Genomic DNA, 15,293 nt, shown 5'->3' with positions numbered 1-15,293 from the left:
TGCCGATGGTTGCGCGTTGTTTGCATCACTTTCCATTGCTGGCGCTGTCCGCGAGACTTGCACGCACGCGGTACACCAGGTTCGGATTGGCGTTGACGATCGTCCAGCTCGTCCACTGACCCGGCGTTACGATCAGACCCGGATGGCTCGCGTTCACCTGGCGCGGCTGCGGCGGGAGCTTGCAGCCGATGTCGGTTTGCCGGGCGGTGGGATCTTCGAGCGTTTCCTGCGCGTCGATCGACAGCATGATCTCGTTCGCGTCCACCCGTAACGGCGAGATGGTCAGCGTGCGCGACAGATCGAGGCTGCCGGCGGGCTGGTCTTTACAGCCCACGTTGTGCTGCACCATCCTGTGATGCGTATCCGTGCGCGCCTGGCCGACCGTGGTGGTGCCGTCGAACGCGTCGATCTGCTGACCGTCGCTCATCACCTGCAATTGCCATTGCACGACCTGCTGCGCGGGCGGTTGTTGTGCATTCGCAAGCAACGAAGTCCCAAGCAGCACGGCGACGATACTCGTTTTCCACATAGAAGGAATCTCCGGCTCAACCTCGGCCTGTAGGGTCAGGGAGCCATCTTACCCCTGATAGCTGCAACGGTTTTCTGACACGTCAACGGGAGCCTGGTTCAGCAACGATACATTGCGGATACGCTCCGCAATTGCAAGAGCGCTTCTGTCGGGCTGTCGCCGGAAGCAGCGCGTTGTTAGCAGCAGAGCAGCAGGACTGCTGGCTTGCACGCGAATATGTCGTCGTTACACTGGACTTGAAACGGTGCCCGCGAGGTGCCGCCGCAGCAGGACCAGCCAGACGGGGTGAGCGATGACAACAGCAATGGTCAAACAGGAAATCGCCGTGGCGTCTTTCAGCCGGGTGTACGACCTCGATCAGGTCGAGACCGCGTTGAACGATCTCGGCGACGGCGCGAACGAGGCGCTGCGCGCAACGTACGAAAAAATGCTGAAGACCGGCAATCTGCGCTTCTGCGTCAAGCCGAACCGGATGCCGTCGATCGACGATCTGATCGCCGCGCTGCCCAATTTTTCGGCGCCGCTCGACGACATCCGCAAGCAGGTCGCGCTGTGTCTCGAAACCGAAGACCGGCTCGAGCTGATGCCGATCCTGTTGCTCGGCGACCCCGGCATCGGCAAGACGCACTTTGCGAAACAGTTGGCGCGTCTGCTCGGCACCGCTTACCAATACGTAGCGATGAGTTCGTTGACGGCGGGGTGGATTCTGTCGGGCGCGTCGTCGCAATGGAAGAACGCGAAGCCGGGCAAGGTGTTCGATGCACTCGTGAACGGCAGCTACGCGAACCCGGTGATCGCCGTCGACGAAATCGACAAGGCCACCGGCGATTCGCAATACGATCCGCTCGGCGCGCTCTACGCGCTGCTCGAACACGACACCGCGCAGAGTTTCATCGACGAGTTCGCGGAGATTCCGATCAACGCGGGCAACGTAATCTGGATTGCGACGGCCAACGACGAGCGCTCGATTCCCGAGCCGATCCTGAACCGGATGAACGTGTACGAGATTCCGCCGCCGGATCACGACGGCGCGCGGCGCATCGCACAAGCGATCTACGACGAAATCCGCTCGGCGCACAACTGGGGGCTGCGTTTTCCCGAAGTGCTCGGCGAGCCCGCGCTCGATGCGCTGAAGCTCGCGTCGCCGCGTGAAATGCGCCGCGCGATTCTGAACGGCTTCGGCGCGGCGCGAATCGACGGGCGCGATCGGATCGAACCGGGCGATATCCGTCTCGACTACGGCAACCGGCGAAAACCGATCGGTTTTTGAGCATTTTTGCCCTTTTTTCGCACTAAAGCCGCCTCCGGGCGGCTTTTTTCGATTCAAAGGGGGAATCTCTACTGGAAACGGAGTGAATGCTGAAGCAATTGTTGCTATTTTTGAGATGCTAAGTTGATTTCAATCGGTCTAGTTTTTCAATAGTCAGGGAATACACTGAGCCCCAACGAGATGACGGCTGCGCAACGAGGCCAGACGTCATCGCGCAACGCACAGAACCCACACCATCAACGACTATTGGAAACCATCATGAGAACCGCTTCCTTCGCCTTGCTTTTCTCTGCCGCTATCGCCGCACCGGCTTTCGCGAGCGGTTATGGTCCGGCGACGTCATATCGGCCGGAAGTCGCCACGTACACGCAACCGAGCGGCGTGACCCGTGCTCAAGTCAAGGCGGAAGTGGCGCGCGCTCGCGCAGCCGGCGAACTGAATCAGAATCCGTACGCGCCGATTTCGGCCGACAGCGTGAGCGCCACGCCCGGCAACAGTCCCAAAAGCCGTGCCGAGGTGAAGGCCGAGTTGGCCGAAGCCCGCGCGAGCGGTCAATTGAATGTGAATCCGAATGCGCCGGCCTATGCGCAGCAAGCCGCACTCGACAGCTACACCGCGCCGCGTGCGCAAGTGGCGAGCGGCCTGGTCGCTGCATCGCATCGCACGGTGAACACGCAGAACTGAGCGGCGTGACGGCCTGCCTCTGTCCGGCGCGTGTATAGAACGCATCGTGTTCGCTTGAGAGAAGAAGCGAGCGCCATACGCTTCGACGGCGTACACTGAATCAGTCCGGCCGGTACGTTTGAGACGCGCTCAATACCGAATGCCCGCAGTCGCTCCGACTCGCGGGCATTTCTGTCTGTACGGCGTCGTACAATTTTGCGTAGCGGTTGCGAAAGGGCAGGTGCGTTCGACAGCGAGCGGTGAGCGGCGCGCGAACTTCGCATCCTGTCTTCCTCTCTATCGGATGAACGAGGCAGTGCGCGGCGAAACCGGCCGCGTCAAGGGACATGGACCAAATCGAATGTGTAGTGATCGGCGCGGGCGTGATCGGTCTTGCCGTGGCACGCGCGCTGGCAGCGCGCGGGTGCGAGGTGATCGTGCTGGAAGCGGCCGAGGCGATCGGCGTGGGCACCAGCTCGCGCAACAGCGAAGTGATTCACGCGGGCATCTACTATCCGCGCGGCTCGCTGAAAGCCGCGCTCTGCGTGCGCGGCCGCGAGATGCTCTATGACTATTGCGCCGAGCGCAACATCCCGCATTCGCGCTGCGGGAAGCTCCTGGTGGCCACTTCGCGCAACCAGATTCCTCAGCTCGAAAGCATCATGGCCAAGGGGCGCGACAACGGCGTGCTCGATCTGCTGCGGATCAGCGGCGATCAGGCGCAAGCGCTCGAGCCGGCGCTCGAATGTGTCGAGGCGGTGTTCTCGCCGCAGACGGGTATCGTCGATAGTCATCAGTTGATGCTGGCGCTGCAGGGCGATGCCGAACGCGACGGCGCGGTGTGCGCGTTTCATGCGCCGGTGACCGCGATCGAGGCGAACAATGGACGCTTCGTCATCACCGTCGGCGGCGACGCGCCGACCACCATCAGCGCCGGCTGCGTGATCAACAGCGCCGGCCTGTACGCGAATGCGCTGGCGCGTAAGATCCGCGGACTCGACGCGCGTCACGTCCCACCGCTCTATCTGGCACGCGGCAACTACTTCAGTATCTCGGGGCGCGCGCCGTTCAGCCGGCTCATTTATCCGATGCCCAACGAGGCCGGCCTCGGCGTGCATCTGACCATCGACCTCGGCGGCCAGGCGCGCTTCGGTCCCGACGTCGAGTGGGTCGATGCGATCAATTACGACGTCGATCCACGCCGCGCGGACTCGTTCTACGCGGCGATTCGCGCATACTGGCCCGCGCTTCCCGACGACGCCTTGCAGCCCGCGTATGCGGGTATTCGTCCGAAGCTATCCGGCCCGGGCGAACCTGCCGCCGACTTCGTGATTCAGGGGCCGGCCGCGCACGGCGTGCGTGGACTCGTCAATCTGTTCGGTATCGAGTCGCCGGGTTTGACGGCGTCGCTCGCGATTGCGCAGCGGGTATGCGAGTTGAGCGGGCGCGCCTGAACGGGTCGCGCTCACGCAATGTCGCGGCGCTGGCTTGCGCAAGCCGTCTTCATTTCATGCTGCAACGCCTCGCCGGGTCATCGAGCGAGGCGCAGTGGCAATTCGGTTATCTCTATCATTTGGGGCATCACGCGCGGCGGCTTCATTGCTATGCTTGAGGACCGCTGTCACTAGAACGGCGATCAGTTCATAAAACGGAGTAAGTCCCCATGAAATCTTCCCGTCGTACGTTTTTGATCACCAGCCTCGGTGTGGCTTCCACCTTCGCCTTGTCGCGCCAGGCTTTCGCGGATGCACCGAAGGTCGCCGAAAGCGACCCGACCGCGCAAGCACTCGGCTATAAAGAAGATGCGAGCAAAGTCGACAAGGCGAAGTTCGCCAAATATGCCGCGGGCCAGGACTGCGGCAACTGCAGTTTCTTTCAGGGCAAGGCCACCGATGCCTACGCCCCCTGCCCGATGTTCGCGGGCAAGCAGGTCGCGAGCAAGGGTTGGTGCAGCGCATATAACAAGAAAGCCTAGGCGCCTTTGAACGCGGCACCTGGTCGGTGCCACGCGAGATGCGCCGCAACATCGCGGCGCTCGATCGAAGCCCCCTTGCCGAGGCGTCTTCCGTCATTGCGGCAGACGCCTTTTTGCCGCTTGAAAACAGCTTGTGCGCTCTTTACACGCCAAGGCGATTACACCGACGCAAGCGCAGTTTTTGCTCTCGCGCCTTGACGCGTCCTCACGCGCGATGGCGTTCGCCACGACCTATGTCGAGCACTTTTCGCAGGCTGGAGATTCGCATGGCACCCGCGTCGAGAAGTCTCAATACACGTGCCGTCGTCGCGGCGGTCATCGGCAATGCGCTCGAATGGTACGACTTCACCGTGTTCGGATTCCTCACGGTGGTGATCGCGCAATTGTTCTTTCCGGCGAGCAACGACTATGCGTCGCTGCTGCTGACCACCGCGACCTTCGGCGTCGCTTTCGTGATGCGGCCGATCGGCGGCATCGTGCTCGGACTCTACGCGGATCGCGCGGGACGCAAGGCGGCGTTGTCGCTCGTGATCGCGCTGATGACGCTCGGCATTCTGCTGCTCGCCATTGCGCCGCCGTATTCGGCGATCGGCATCGGCGCGCCGCTGATGATCGTGCTCGGCCGACTATTGCAGGGCTTTTCCGCCGGCGGTGAGTTCGGCAGTTCGACGGCGTTGCTGATCGAGGCGGCGCCGTTCTCGAAACGCGGCTTCTACGGCAGTTGGCAGATGGCGAGCCAGGCGGCGGCACTTCTGCTCGGTGCGGCGGTGGGCGCGCTGATCACGCGCGGCTTGTCGCCCGACGCGTTGAAATCCTGGGGCTGGCGCGTGCCCTTCATTTTGGGCTTGATCATCGGACCGGTCGGCTTTTACATCCGCCGGCATCTCGCCGATTCGGAAGCCTTTCTGCTCGCGCAGAAAACCGCGCCGCGCGCCACGCTCGGCGAAGTCTTCAGGAACCATAGTCGCGACGTATTGTGCGGACTCGGCTCGGTGATCGCGCTCACCGTGACGATCTATGTGCTGATCAGCTATCTGCCGACCTTTGCAGTCAATCAACTGAAGTTGCCCTACGCGCAGTCGTTTTATGCGGTGATCGTCGGCAATCTGCTGTTGACCGTGCTCTCGCCGCTGACCGGCGCGTGGTCGGACAAGGTGGGACGCAAGGGGTTATCGCTGTGGTCGCTGATGATCACGCTCGTGATCATCTATCCGCTGTTCGCATGGCTCGCGGCCAGCCCGAGCGTGTCGAAGCTGATTTTCGTCCAGGCGCTTCTGTCGATCACGCTATCAGGCTATTACGGGCCGTTCGGTGCGCTGATCGCCGAGCTGTTTCCGGCGAACGTTCGCTCGATCGGTTTATCGCTCGCCTATAACATCGCGGTGATGGTGTTCGGCGGGTTTGGGCCGTTCATCGTGACGTGGCTGATCGAAACGACCGGCTCATCGCTTGCGCCAATCTATTACGTGATGGGCGGATTGGCGCTGTCGATCGTCGCGGTGGCCTGCATTCCGGGCAGGCGGCACGTGGATCTGGATGCGCAGCGCAAGACGGCCTGAACCGCTGCTCATCGAAATCCGCGCGGACCTGGCGCGCCGCTTACTCTAACTCCGCGCCTTCATCAACGGCGGCCGCTTGTCGAACCACGGCCGGGCCGCTTCGAGTTGTGCCGCGAGCCGCAAGAGCGTCGCTTCGCCGCCGGTGCGCGCCGCGAATTGCACGCCGATCGGCAAGCCGCGCGCATTCCAGTAAAGCGGCACCGACATCGCCGGCTGGCCGCTCAGGTTGAACAACTCCGTGCATCCCGCCCACGCGAAGGCCTTGTTCGATGCTTCTTGCAGCAGCCGTTTCATCAGCGCTTCGAGCGGCATCGCGGTGACCGCACGCATCTGCATCCGTTCGGCGGGAGTCGGTTGCATTTCACCGATCTTGATCGGCGGCGCGGCGAGCGTCGCGCACAGGATCGCATCGTAGCGATGCAGCAGATCGGTGAGGCGCTCGGTAATGCGGCGCTGTTCTTCGAGCGCGGCGGGCAGGCCGCTCTCACCGAGCTTGCGGCCGACATGCGCCATTGCCCACGTCGAGATTTCGAACTCCGCGCGCAGCGGCTTGTGGCCGCTGATGCGCTCGGCGTTCAGCACCAGGTCTTCCGCCGTCACGGACCACAGCGTGAGAAATGCATGGCGGACCGTCGCGAAATCGATGCCGAGCGAAACCGGCTCGATGTTATGGCCGAGCGAGTGGGCGAGTTTCGCGGCGTCTTCGAGTGCGGCGCGCGAATCGGCGGAAAGCGTCGGCGCCAGCATCGGGTCGGTGACGTAGGCGATGTTCAGCGGCTTGCACGGCTCGCGGCTCGCGCCCAGAAAGGTGCCGGGTGCGCCGAGCGGCCGGTCCGCATTGCCCGCGAGCAGATCGAGCAGCAACGCGCTGTCGCGCACGCTGCGCGAAATCCCGAGATCGATGCCGAGTTCGCCGGCGCCGGGTGGCGTTGCGCGTGGCACGCGTCCGCGTGAAGGCTTGAGGCCGAACAGTCCGCAGCACGAGGCCGGAATGCGGATCGAGCCGCCGCCGTCCGATGCATGCGCGAGCGGCACGATGCCGGCGGCAACGGCCGCGGCCGAGCCGCCGCTCGAACCGCCGGGCGTGTGATCGAGATTCCACGGATTGCGGCACGCACCGAATAGTTCGGGCTCCGTATAAGGCATCTGGCCGAGTTCGGAGGTGCTGGTTTTGGCGAAGATGTTGAGGCCGGCTGCTTTCGCGAGCGCGACCACCGGTGCATCCTGCTCCGGAATGAAGTGGCGGTAATGGCGGCTGCCCATTGCCATGCGCAGGCCGGCGACCGGCGCGCCGAGGTCCTTGATCAGAAAGGGCACGCCGGACAGGGCGATCTGCGCGCCCGTGCTCTCTGGAGCCTGCGCGCCGTTGGTTCTGTTCGCGTCGTCGCGTGACGCGCGTTGGCGGGCTGCGTCGTAGTCTTTCAGGACAATCGCGTTGATCGCGGGATTGACGGCTTCGGTGCGCGAAATCGCGATGTCGATCAATTCGCGCGCGCTGGCCTGGCGAGTGCGCACCAGTTCGGCGAGGCCGATGGCGTCATGGGCGAGATAGTCTGATTGCACGGCGGATGAGTCCTCGCTATCGAGTATGAATTCTGCCGGTTGCCTATGCACGGGATGAACCCGTTTTGCCGGGCTTGCCGTCGCCCGGGTTGATCGTCACACATGGAAAAAGACGGCGTGTCGCCGACACGCCGTCTTTGGGAGAGTAACCGAGTTCGAGTGACTCGCGAGCGTTTGTCACGCGGATTCGACAGGGTGCGGCACGTGCGCGAATCCATTGCGCGATTCAGAATCGCGCGGTGCCGACGTCAGTACAGACGCTCGCCGAGGAACGTCAGCGTGCGGCCATGCGCCAACGCCGACGCGCGCTGGTTATACGATGCGCGCTCCGAACAGTTGAAGCCGTGATCAGCGTTCGGATAAATGTAGAACTCGACGTCGCTGCGGCCGGCGAAGCGTTCCTGAATCTGGCCGACATCCGACAGCGGAATATGCGCGTCGAGTTCGCCGTAGTGGAACTGCATCGGCACCCTGATGTTCGGCACCTGATCGAGCTGGTTCTGGATGCCGCCGCCGTAGTAGGCGACTGCGCCGTCGACCGAGCCTTGCGCCGCGGCCAGATACGCGAGCCGGCCGCCGAAGCAGTAGCCGATGGCCGCAACGTTGCCGGTGACTTCGGGCATCGCGCGCAATGCCGCCGCGGCTGCGCCGATGTCGGTGACAGCCTGGTCGAGGTTGGTCTTCTGCATCAGTTCGATGCCCTTGTCGCGATCGGCGCCGTCGTACGTCAATTCGACGCGCGGCTGCACGCGCCAGAACACGTCCGGTGCGAGCGCGACATAGCCGTCCTGCGCGTACTGGTCCGCGATCGAGCGGATATGGCCGTTCACGCCGAAGATTTCCTGAATGATGATGACGGCCGGACCTTTGCCGCCTTTAGGCAGCGCAAGGTAGCCGCCGAAACTGTCGTCGCCGGCAGGGATGTCGATCCATCGGGAAGTCGTGCTCATGCTGTTCTCCATTGGCCTGCACAAGATTGCGCGAGGCCGGTCTTAACGAAAATGCCAGAGGCACGAATGCCTGAAGCGGCAGTTAGTGTGCCATCAAAAGAACCGCCTTGCAGCGCGGCTGGGAGCGGGTTGGCGAGCCGCGCCGCGCGGCGCTGTTCTCGTAAGGCGAATGAAACATTCTTGATAATTCATTTTTCCGTCGTGGTTCGCGTCGGTAGAGTCGGCGTATCGGCTCGCCCCTGTTGCGAGCGTATTGCCGGAAAAGGAATAGATCATGAGTGAAGACAGTTTTGTGACGCCGTTTGCGCAGCGTTTTGAAATGCGGGTGCCGGTGGTGCAGGCGCCGATGGCCGGCGGCGCGACCACGCCGGCGATGGTGGCGGCCGTGTCGAGTGCGGGCGGGCTCGGCTTTCTCGCGGGCGCGGCGTTGTCGCCCGAGAAGATCGCGAGCGAAGTCGCGGCGATTCGCGCGCTGACCGATCGTCCGTTCGGCGTGAATCTGTTCGTGCTCGACTCCGCCGCGCCCGACGATGCCACCGTGCGGCGCGCGCTCGAAGCGATCGATCCATTGCGCGCCGATCTTGGCTTGCCGCCGGGCCAGCCGCTCGAACGCTACGCGCCGGACTTCCGCGCGCAACTGGACATGCTGATCGAATTGCGCGTGCCGGTGGCGAGTTTCACATTCGGTCTGCTCTGCGCCGATGACGTGACACGGCTGCATGCGAATGGCCTCTATGTAATAGGCACTGCGACGCACGTTGCCGAAGGTGTGGCATGGCGCGACGCCGGCGCGGACGCGATCGCCGCGCAAGGCGCGGAAGCGGGCGCGCATCGCGGCACGTTCATCGGCGCATTCGAGGAAGCGCTGATCGGCACCATGGCGCTCGTGCCGCAACTCGTCGATGCGACCGGACTGCCGGTGCTGGCCGCGGGCGGCATCATGGATGGACGCGGCATCGTCGCCGCCCTCGCGCTCGGCGCGCAAGCCGCGGTGATGGGCACCGCGTTCCTCACCTGTCACGAAAGCGCAATACCGCAGGCATGGAAAACCCGAGTACGCGCGATGTCCGACACGTCGACGTCGGTCACGCGCGCGATCACCGGACGCCATGCCCGTGGCATACGCAACCCGTTGATGCAACGCTTGAGCGATACGATGGACAAGATCGCGCCGTATCCCGTGCAAAATGCTTTGACGCAGGAACTGCGTCAAAGCGCGGGCCGCGCGCAGAACGGCGACTATCTTTCGCTCTGGTCGGGCCAGGGTGCACCCTTGGTCCGTGCGCGCAGTGAAGACCTCGGCGCCGCCGAATTGATGGCGCAACTCGAGCAGGAATGGCGTGCCGCGACGGCACGGATCGCCGCATTCAAATAAGGATTTGGCGGCACTCCCGGCGCGCTTCGCAATCGATTGCGAAGCGCTTGATTGTTAAGCACGGAACCGGTTCGAATCACTAATGGTTTTAGCCGGGAAAGTCTCGAGCCGCAGCTTTTAGAATAAAGCCTCACCTGGCGGAAACCCGCATGGGTCGGCGATCTCCAGCCAGTCAAGCCAGCCCGAACGGGCCACTGTGGGATAAACGCTATTAGTGTTCATCCCACTTTCTCAAAAAAGTCCCACAAATTAATTTGATCACCTACACTTGCGCGCAAGTACGGTTTGCCGCCTGTCACAAACAGTCCGGCAAAGGTGCTGGCCAAGTGCATGAACGATGCAACCGGCGTGATCGTCCACGGGACTGAGCGACACGTGTTGGGGAAGCGGGGGCACAGGGCGATTACGTTGTTTTTGGGACCGAAACTGGAGACTTACATGAACATCAAGATTCAAAAGCTGTTGCCGATCAGCGCTGCGGCGATGCTGTTCGCGACGTTGGCAACATCGGCTGCAGCCGACACGGTCGTCAAGATCGGTCACGTTGCGCCGTTGACCGGCGGTATCGCTCACCTGGGTAAAGACAACGAAAACGGCGCGCGCCTGGCAGTTGAGGAAATCAACGCCAAGGGCCTGACGATCGGTGGCCAGAAAATCACGCTGCAACTCGATCCGCAAGACGATGCGGCCGACCCGCGCACGGCAACTCAAGTCGCACAGAAGCTGGTCGACGACAAGGTCGTCGCCGTCGTCGGTCACTTGAACTCGGGCACGTCGATTCCGGCATCGAAGATCTATAGCGATGCGGGCATCGTGCAGATTTCGCCGTCGGCCACCAACCCGGCCTATACGCAACAAGGTTTCAAGACGACGTACCGCGTCGTCGCGACCGATGCGCAACAAGGTCCGGCACTGGCTAACTACGCAGCGAAGGGTCTGAAAGTGAAGAGCGTCGCGATCGTCGACGACTCGACCGCTTACGGCCAGGGTCTCGCGAACGAATTCGAGAAGACCGCCAAGTCGCTCGGCCTGAACGTGATGTCGCATGACGCGACCAACGACAAGGCTGTCGACTTCCGCGCGATTCTGACGAAGATCAAGGGTGAAAACCCGGATGCGATCATGTACGGCGGCATGGACGCCACCGGCGGCCCGTTCGCGAAGCAAGCCAAGCAGCTCGGCCTGCGTGCGAAGGTGCTGGCAGGTGACGGCGTCTGTACCGACAAGCTGTCGGATCTGGCTGGCGATGCAACCGACAACATCGTCTGCTCGGAAGCCGGTATGGCGCTCGAAAAGATGGCTGGCGGCCCGGCGTTCCTCGCCAAGTATCAGAAGCGTTTCGGTCAGCCGATCCAGATCTACGCTCCGTTCACGTATGACGCGGTGTACATCATCGTCGACGCGATGAAGCGTGCTGGTTCGACCGATCCGGCGAAGATCCTCGCAGCGATGCCGACCACCGACTACAAGGGTGTGATCGGTGAAACCACGTTCGACTCGAAGGGCGACCTTCAACACGGCGTGATCTCGCTGTACAACTACAAGTCGGGCAAGAAGACGCTGCTCGATGTGGTGAAGATGTAAATCCGCGCGACTGGGGACGGCTTATTGGCTGTCTTCGGTCAACTGGTTAAAAGGCACGCAGGCCGTCAGGCTTTGCGTGCCTTTTCTTTTGGGCGCTGGCATAAGAGACTCACGGTTGCGTACACCATATGAGGAAATGCCGTGACCACTGTGACCCGCTCGATCGATGACGACTGGCGCCGCTGGATTGCCGAAAATCTGCTGCTCGACGCCGCGCCGCCCGCGTTGCATGACGCGCTGGTCGAACACGGTTTCGCGCCGGCACACGCCGCGCGCGAAATCGATGCGGTGCTCGCGAGTCCTTATTTTCATGGGGCCGCACGCTTGCGCAATCGTTTGCGTAAGCGCGAGTGGATTTTGTCGGTGTATGGCGCGCTCGACAGCATGCGCGCGGCGAGCGGCGTAATCGAGCGGCGCGAGCGTTTATCGCGCGATGAATTCTTCGAGCAGTACTACTTTCAGAACCGGCCGGTCATCATCACCGGCGCATTCGATTGTTGGCCCGCGCGCACCCGATGGACTTTCGACTATCTGCGCGGGCGTTGCGGCAACGCCGAAGTCGAGGTGCAGTTCGGCCGCGAGTCGGATGCCAATTACGAGATCAATCAGCCGAAGCTCAAGCGGATGATGCGTTTCGCCGATTATGTCGATCTCGTCGAACGCAGCGGTCCGACCAACGATTTCTACATGACTGCGAATAACACCTCGCACAATCGCACCGCGCTCGCGGGGTTATGGGCGGATGCGCCGGTCATCGGCGAATATCTCGATGGCGAATCGCCGGATACGGGCTTTTTCTGGATGGGACCGCCCGGCACCCGAACGCCGTTTCATCACGATCTGACCAATAACTTCATGGCTCAGGTGATCGGCCGTAAGCGGATCAAACTGGTGCCGTTATCCGATACGCCGCAGATGGCGAACCATCTGCATTGCTATTCGCAGGTGGACGGCCACGCAATCGACTACGAACGTTTTCCGTCCATGCGCAACGCGCATCTGCTCGAATGCACGCTCGCGCCCGGCGAATTGCTGTTTCTGCCGATTGGCTGGTGGCATTACGTGGAAGGACTCGACGCATCGGTGACGATGACGTTCACCAATTTTCTGCGGGGTAACGATTTTTCGCGCCACTACGATACGTATCACGAACTTTGACGCGGGGGCACCGGAGGTTGTTTTGAATCGCGGCGTTCAGGTATTCGCTTCGAAACGCAGCGACCCGTCCTATTCGACTCATGACGCGACAGTTAAGCGTGCGGTGCGGGCATAAAAAAGGCGAGCCGGTTGCCCAGCTGCTTCTTCTCTTGCGACGCTTGTTTTGCTGCGCCGTTATGTGCCGCCGTTATTCGAATTCGTCACTTCTTTGTCGCGAGGCTGCCGAGGCCGGGCAAGCCGCCGCCCGAACTCACCGCGCCGGTCAAAGTGCCCGTGACCGTGGTCAGTAGGCCGGTGATCGGCGCGAGCGGGTTGCCGGTTGAGTTGCCCGTTCCACTCCCGGTGCTCGAAGCCGCCGCCGCGCTTCGGCGTCAGATCTTCAGGCGCCGCAGCACCTTCGGACCGGCAACCGCGATCGACGCGGAACACACGGCGACGACCGACAAACCGATCGTCAGATTGGTCAGCTGCGTCACCGCACCGATGATCACCGGCCCAAGCAGCAACCCGAAGTACGCGAGCCCCGCGACGTGCGCGAGCCCTTCGGCCGCGTGGACGCCCTTCACGTTCGCCGCCGCCGCGAACAGCACCGGCATCATGTTCGCGAGGCCAAGGCCGATCAGCGCGAAGCCGATGAGCGCCGCGATCGAATTCGGCAGCAGCAGCGCGTCGACCATACCGGCGCAGGCGAGCGTCGCACTCAACATCACCAGTTGCGGCGCGCCGAAGCGGGCGCGCACCGCGTCGCCGGCAAATCGCGCCGCCGCCATGCCGCCTGAGAATGCCGCGTACGCCGCGCTCGCGAGCGCGGGCGTAGCCAGTACGACGTCGCGCATATAGACGGTGGCCCAGTCGTACATCGCGCCTTCCGCGATGAGCGCGACCAGCGCAATCGCGCCGAGCGCCCACAGCGCCGGCGAGCGCCAGCGGCTCGCGCGCGGCGTGGCGGAGTCCGGGTGCTCGGCGTGCGGCACGTGCGGCAACACCGACGGGCAGGCGCTCACGAGGACCAGCGCGCTGACCGCGGCGGCCAGTGCCAGATGCAGCGCCGGCGCCATGCCGCGTGACAGCAACGCACCGCCGACCGCCGCGCCGAACATCCCGCCGACACTGAACATGCCGTGCAGCGCCGACATGATCGGCTTGCCCAGTGCTTTCTCCACGGCGCTGGCTTCGGCGTTCATGGCGACGTCGAGCGTCGCCATGCCCGCGCCGAAGATGGCCAGCACGACCAGCAGCATCCAGTAAGCCGGTACGACCAGAATCAGCGCCGCGCAAACCGCCATCACGAGCCCGCCGGCGAGGCAGGCGCGGCGCGTGCCGACCCGCGCGATCCATGAAGCATTCGCCGCCATCGCGCCGATCGAGCCCCCGGCCACGGCCAGCAGCGCGAACGAGAGCAGCGCCGCGTTCAGATGGAAGCGGTCGCGCACCGTCGGCACATGCACCCCCCACGACGCGTACATCATGCCGGCGATGAAGAAGACCGCCATCGTGGCGTAGCGCGCCCGCTGTCGAGCGGTGTCGGACAGGTCGCGGTGAGCGGCGGGGAGCGTGGCGAATTCGGCGGGTTGGTGGTCGGGCACTGAAATCTCGTGGAAGGGAGTCGCGTGGCGAAAAAGCACACGTGGGGTAAGCGCGTTGAAAGCGGATTTTCGATTCTATCGAAGTGGGCGGCCTTATGTTTGGAAGGGGGGCGGCGGATACTGGCGATTATTCGGCGTCAACGTGACAGGCGGTGCAGATGGTTCGCCGTCCTCGTTCCGTGGCTGTGCCCCGGCGATTCGCCACCCATCCACCCCTCTACCGAGGTATGCGCTCTTGAACATTCCCGCTCATGCTCCGCTGCATCTGCTGCACACGGCCGCTGTCGGCACGCTCGCCACGCACGCGCGCCAGCCGGAAGGTTTTCCGTATCCGTCGATGCTGCCATTCGCTCCGGACACGCGGCATCGCCCGACGATTCTGGTGAGCCGGCTCGCCGAGCATACCCACAACCTGCGCGCCGATCCGCGCGCCGGTTTTCTGGTGGTCGACGCCCCCGACGGCGACGTGCTGAGCGGGCAGCGCGTCACGCTGCTGGGCACCTTCGAACCCGTCGACTCGACGCCGGAGGTCGTACAGCGCTACTTGCGCTATCACCCGGATGCGGAGCGCTACCTTGTTCTCGGGGACTTCACTTTCTGGGCGATGAAGCTCGAGCGGTTGCGCTACATCGGCGGCTTCGGTGCGATGGGATGGTTGAGTGGGGCCGAACTCGATTCGCTGCCGCCACTCGGCGTCGATGAGGAGAATGCGCTCATCGAAGAATTCAACCGCGCTTACGGCGGCGGTGGGGCGTTCCAACTGCTTGGCGTTGACCGATACGGCGCGGATCTGAAGCTGGCAGGTGTGCGCAAGCGGCTCGCCTTCGACGACGCCAGGCTGACCCCCGAAACCTTGCATACGGCGCTTGAAGGTTGCATCAAACGACAAACGAATTAGTTTGATTGTGTTTCCGGGAAAACACTCATGTACCAATAGAGGAGCCGGTGTCTCCCGAAAAATGCACGCGGGATGCTTATATGAAAGTTATCATTCCATGAAATGTTTATGCCGGATCGCTATCTGAATTTCCATTTTTTGATAAATAATCACGTAAATACGAGGGATCACGGCCGTTTTCAG

At 62.8% G+C, this 15,293-nt stretch carries 12 protein-coding genes and 1 pseudogene; 9 read left to right on the top strand and 4 right to left on the bottom strand.

The genetic code is table 11. The annotated features are described in order from the left end of the window. Window positions 1-25 precede the first annotated feature (25 nt). Window positions 26-529, bottom strand: a complete 504-nt coding sequence (locus PQQ53_RS01165) for a hypothetical protein (protein WP_408156541.1) — start codon at window positions 527-529, stop codon at window positions 26-28. A 292-nt stretch (window positions 530-821) separates the two neighbouring features. On the opposite strand from PQQ53_RS01165, the gene PQQ53_RS01160 reads away from it, so the two are divergent. The 5 genes and pseudogenes from PQQ53_RS01160 (at window position 822) to PQQ53_RS01140 (ending at window position 5,996) form a co-directional block, all read left to right on the top strand. After that, a complete protein-coding gene (locus PQQ53_RS01160; protein WP_408139641.1) occupies window positions 822-1,799 on the top strand; it encodes an AAA family ATPase in 978 nt (325 codons plus the stop codon). A 258-nt stretch (window positions 1,800-2,057) separates the two neighbouring features. Further along, on the top strand, window positions 2,058-2,483 hold the full coding sequence (locus tag PQQ53_RS01155; RefSeq protein ID WP_408323119.1) for a DUF4148 domain-containing protein: 426 nt from the start codon (window positions 2,058-2,060) through the stop codon (window positions 2,481-2,483). A 320-nt stretch (window positions 2,484-2,803) separates the two neighbouring features. Then, window positions 2,804-3,916: pseudogene (locus tag PQQ53_RS01150) on the top strand (NAD(P)/FAD-dependent oxidoreductase); the annotation flags it as partial. Window positions 3,917-4,125: 209 nt separating this feature from the next. Next, the gene (locus PQQ53_RS01145; protein ID WP_408139638.1) at window positions 4,126-4,437 is read left to right on the top strand and encodes a high-potential iron-sulfur protein; all 312 of its coding nucleotides are present in this window, start codon (window positions 4,126-4,128) and stop codon (window positions 4,435-4,437) included. A gap of 266 nt (window positions 4,438-4,703) precedes the next feature. Further along, window positions 4,704-5,996: an MFS transporter gene (locus tag PQQ53_RS01140; protein WP_408323118.1), complete on the top strand. Its 1,293-nt coding sequence runs from the start codon at window positions 4,704-4,706 to the stop codon at window positions 5,994-5,996. A 45-nt stretch (window positions 5,997-6,041) separates the two neighbouring features. On the opposite strand, the gene PQQ53_RS01135 is transcribed toward PQQ53_RS01140, so the two are convergent. Continuing rightward, entirely contained in the window at window positions 6,042-7,559 is a 1,518-nt protein-coding gene (locus tag PQQ53_RS01135) for an amidase (protein ID WP_408156549.1), read from the bottom strand. A gap of 248 nt (window positions 7,560-7,807) precedes the next feature. Beyond that, window positions 7,808-8,509 carry a dienelactone hydrolase family protein gene (locus PQQ53_RS01130; protein ID WP_408139634.1) on the bottom strand — a complete coding sequence of 234 codons (702 nt, stop codon included), beginning with the start codon at window positions 8,507-8,509 and terminating at the stop codon, window positions 7,808-7,810. Window positions 8,510-8,783: 274 nt separating this feature from the next. Between PQQ53_RS01130 and PQQ53_RS01125 the strand changes: the two genes are divergently transcribed. The 3 genes from PQQ53_RS01125 to PQQ53_RS01115 all read left to right on the top strand — a co-directional run bounded on the left by PQQ53_RS01125 (window position 8,784) and on the right by PQQ53_RS01115 (window position 12,626). Then, a complete protein-coding gene (locus PQQ53_RS01125) occupies window positions 8,784-9,884 on the top strand; it encodes an NAD(P)H-dependent flavin oxidoreductase (RefSeq protein WP_408323117.1) in 1,101 nt (366 codons plus the stop codon). Window positions 9,885-10,322: 438 nt separating this feature from the next. Then, window positions 10,323-11,468 carry a branched-chain amino acid ABC transporter substrate-binding protein gene (locus PQQ53_RS01120; protein WP_408139630.1) on the top strand — a complete coding sequence of 382 codons (1,146 nt, stop codon included), beginning with the start codon at window positions 10,323-10,325 and terminating at the stop codon, window positions 11,466-11,468. A gap of 141 nt (window positions 11,469-11,609) precedes the next feature. Next, a complete protein-coding gene (locus PQQ53_RS01115) occupies window positions 11,610-12,626 on the top strand; it encodes a cupin-like domain-containing protein (protein WP_408323116.1) in 1,017 nt (338 codons plus the stop codon). Between the two features lie 371 nt (window positions 12,627-12,997). On the opposite strand, the gene PQQ53_RS01110 is transcribed toward PQQ53_RS01115, so the two are convergent. Beyond that, a complete protein-coding gene (locus PQQ53_RS01110) occupies window positions 12,998-14,212 on the bottom strand; it encodes an MFS transporter (RefSeq protein ID WP_408139627.1) in 1,215 nt (404 codons plus the stop codon). Between the two features lie 235 nt (window positions 14,213-14,447). Here PQQ53_RS01110 and PQQ53_RS01105 point away from each other — a divergent pair, with 235 nt between their 5' ends. Beyond that, complete coding sequence (locus PQQ53_RS01105) at window positions 14,448-15,110, top strand: HugZ family pyridoxamine 5'-phosphate oxidase (RefSeq protein ID WP_408323115.1); 663 nt, start codon at window positions 14,448-14,450, stop codon at window positions 15,108-15,110. Window positions 15,111-15,293 lie beyond the last annotated feature (183 nt).

Origin of the sequence: Paraburkholderia strydomiana (genome assembly GCF_046030495.1) — a bacterium.
Lineage (GTDB): Bacteria > Pseudomonadota > Gammaproteobacteria > Burkholderiales > Burkholderiaceae > Paraburkholderia > Paraburkholderia strydomiana_A.
Note: the sequence above shows the minus strand (reverse complement) of the source record. Positions and strands in the feature narration are given on the sequence as shown.

Bases quoted from the DNA above. Each gene is read 5' to 3' on its own strand.
- PQQ53_RS01155 (WP_408323119.1), top strand. From the start codon at position 2,058: ATGAGAACCGCTTCCTTCGCCTTGCTTTTCTCTGCCGCTATCGCCGCA.
- PQQ53_RS01125 (WP_408323117.1), top strand. From the start codon at position 8,784: ATGAGTGAAGACAGTTTTGTGACGCCGTTTGCGCAGCGTTTTGAAATG.
- PQQ53_RS01160 (WP_408139641.1), top strand. From the start codon at position 822: ATGACAACAGCAATGGTCAAACAGGAAATCGCCGTGGCGTCTTTCAGC.
- PQQ53_RS01145 (WP_408139638.1), top strand. From the start codon at position 4,126: ATGAAATCTTCCCGTCGTACGTTTTTGATCACCAGCCTCGGTGTGGCT.
- PQQ53_RS01130 (WP_408139634.1), bottom strand. From the start codon at position 8,509: ATGAGCACGACTTCCCGATGGATCGACATCCCTGCCGGCGACGACAGT.
- PQQ53_RS01120 (WP_408139630.1), top strand. From the start codon at position 10,323: ATGAACATCAAGATTCAAAAGCTGTTGCCGATCAGCGCTGCGGCGATG.
- PQQ53_RS01165 (WP_408156541.1), bottom strand. From the start codon at position 529: ATGTGGAAAACGAGTATCGTCGCCGTGCTGCTTGGGACTTCGTTGCTT.
- PQQ53_RS01140 (WP_408323118.1), top strand. From the start codon at position 4,704: ATGGCACCCGCGTCGAGAAGTCTCAATACACGTGCCGTCGTCGCGGCG.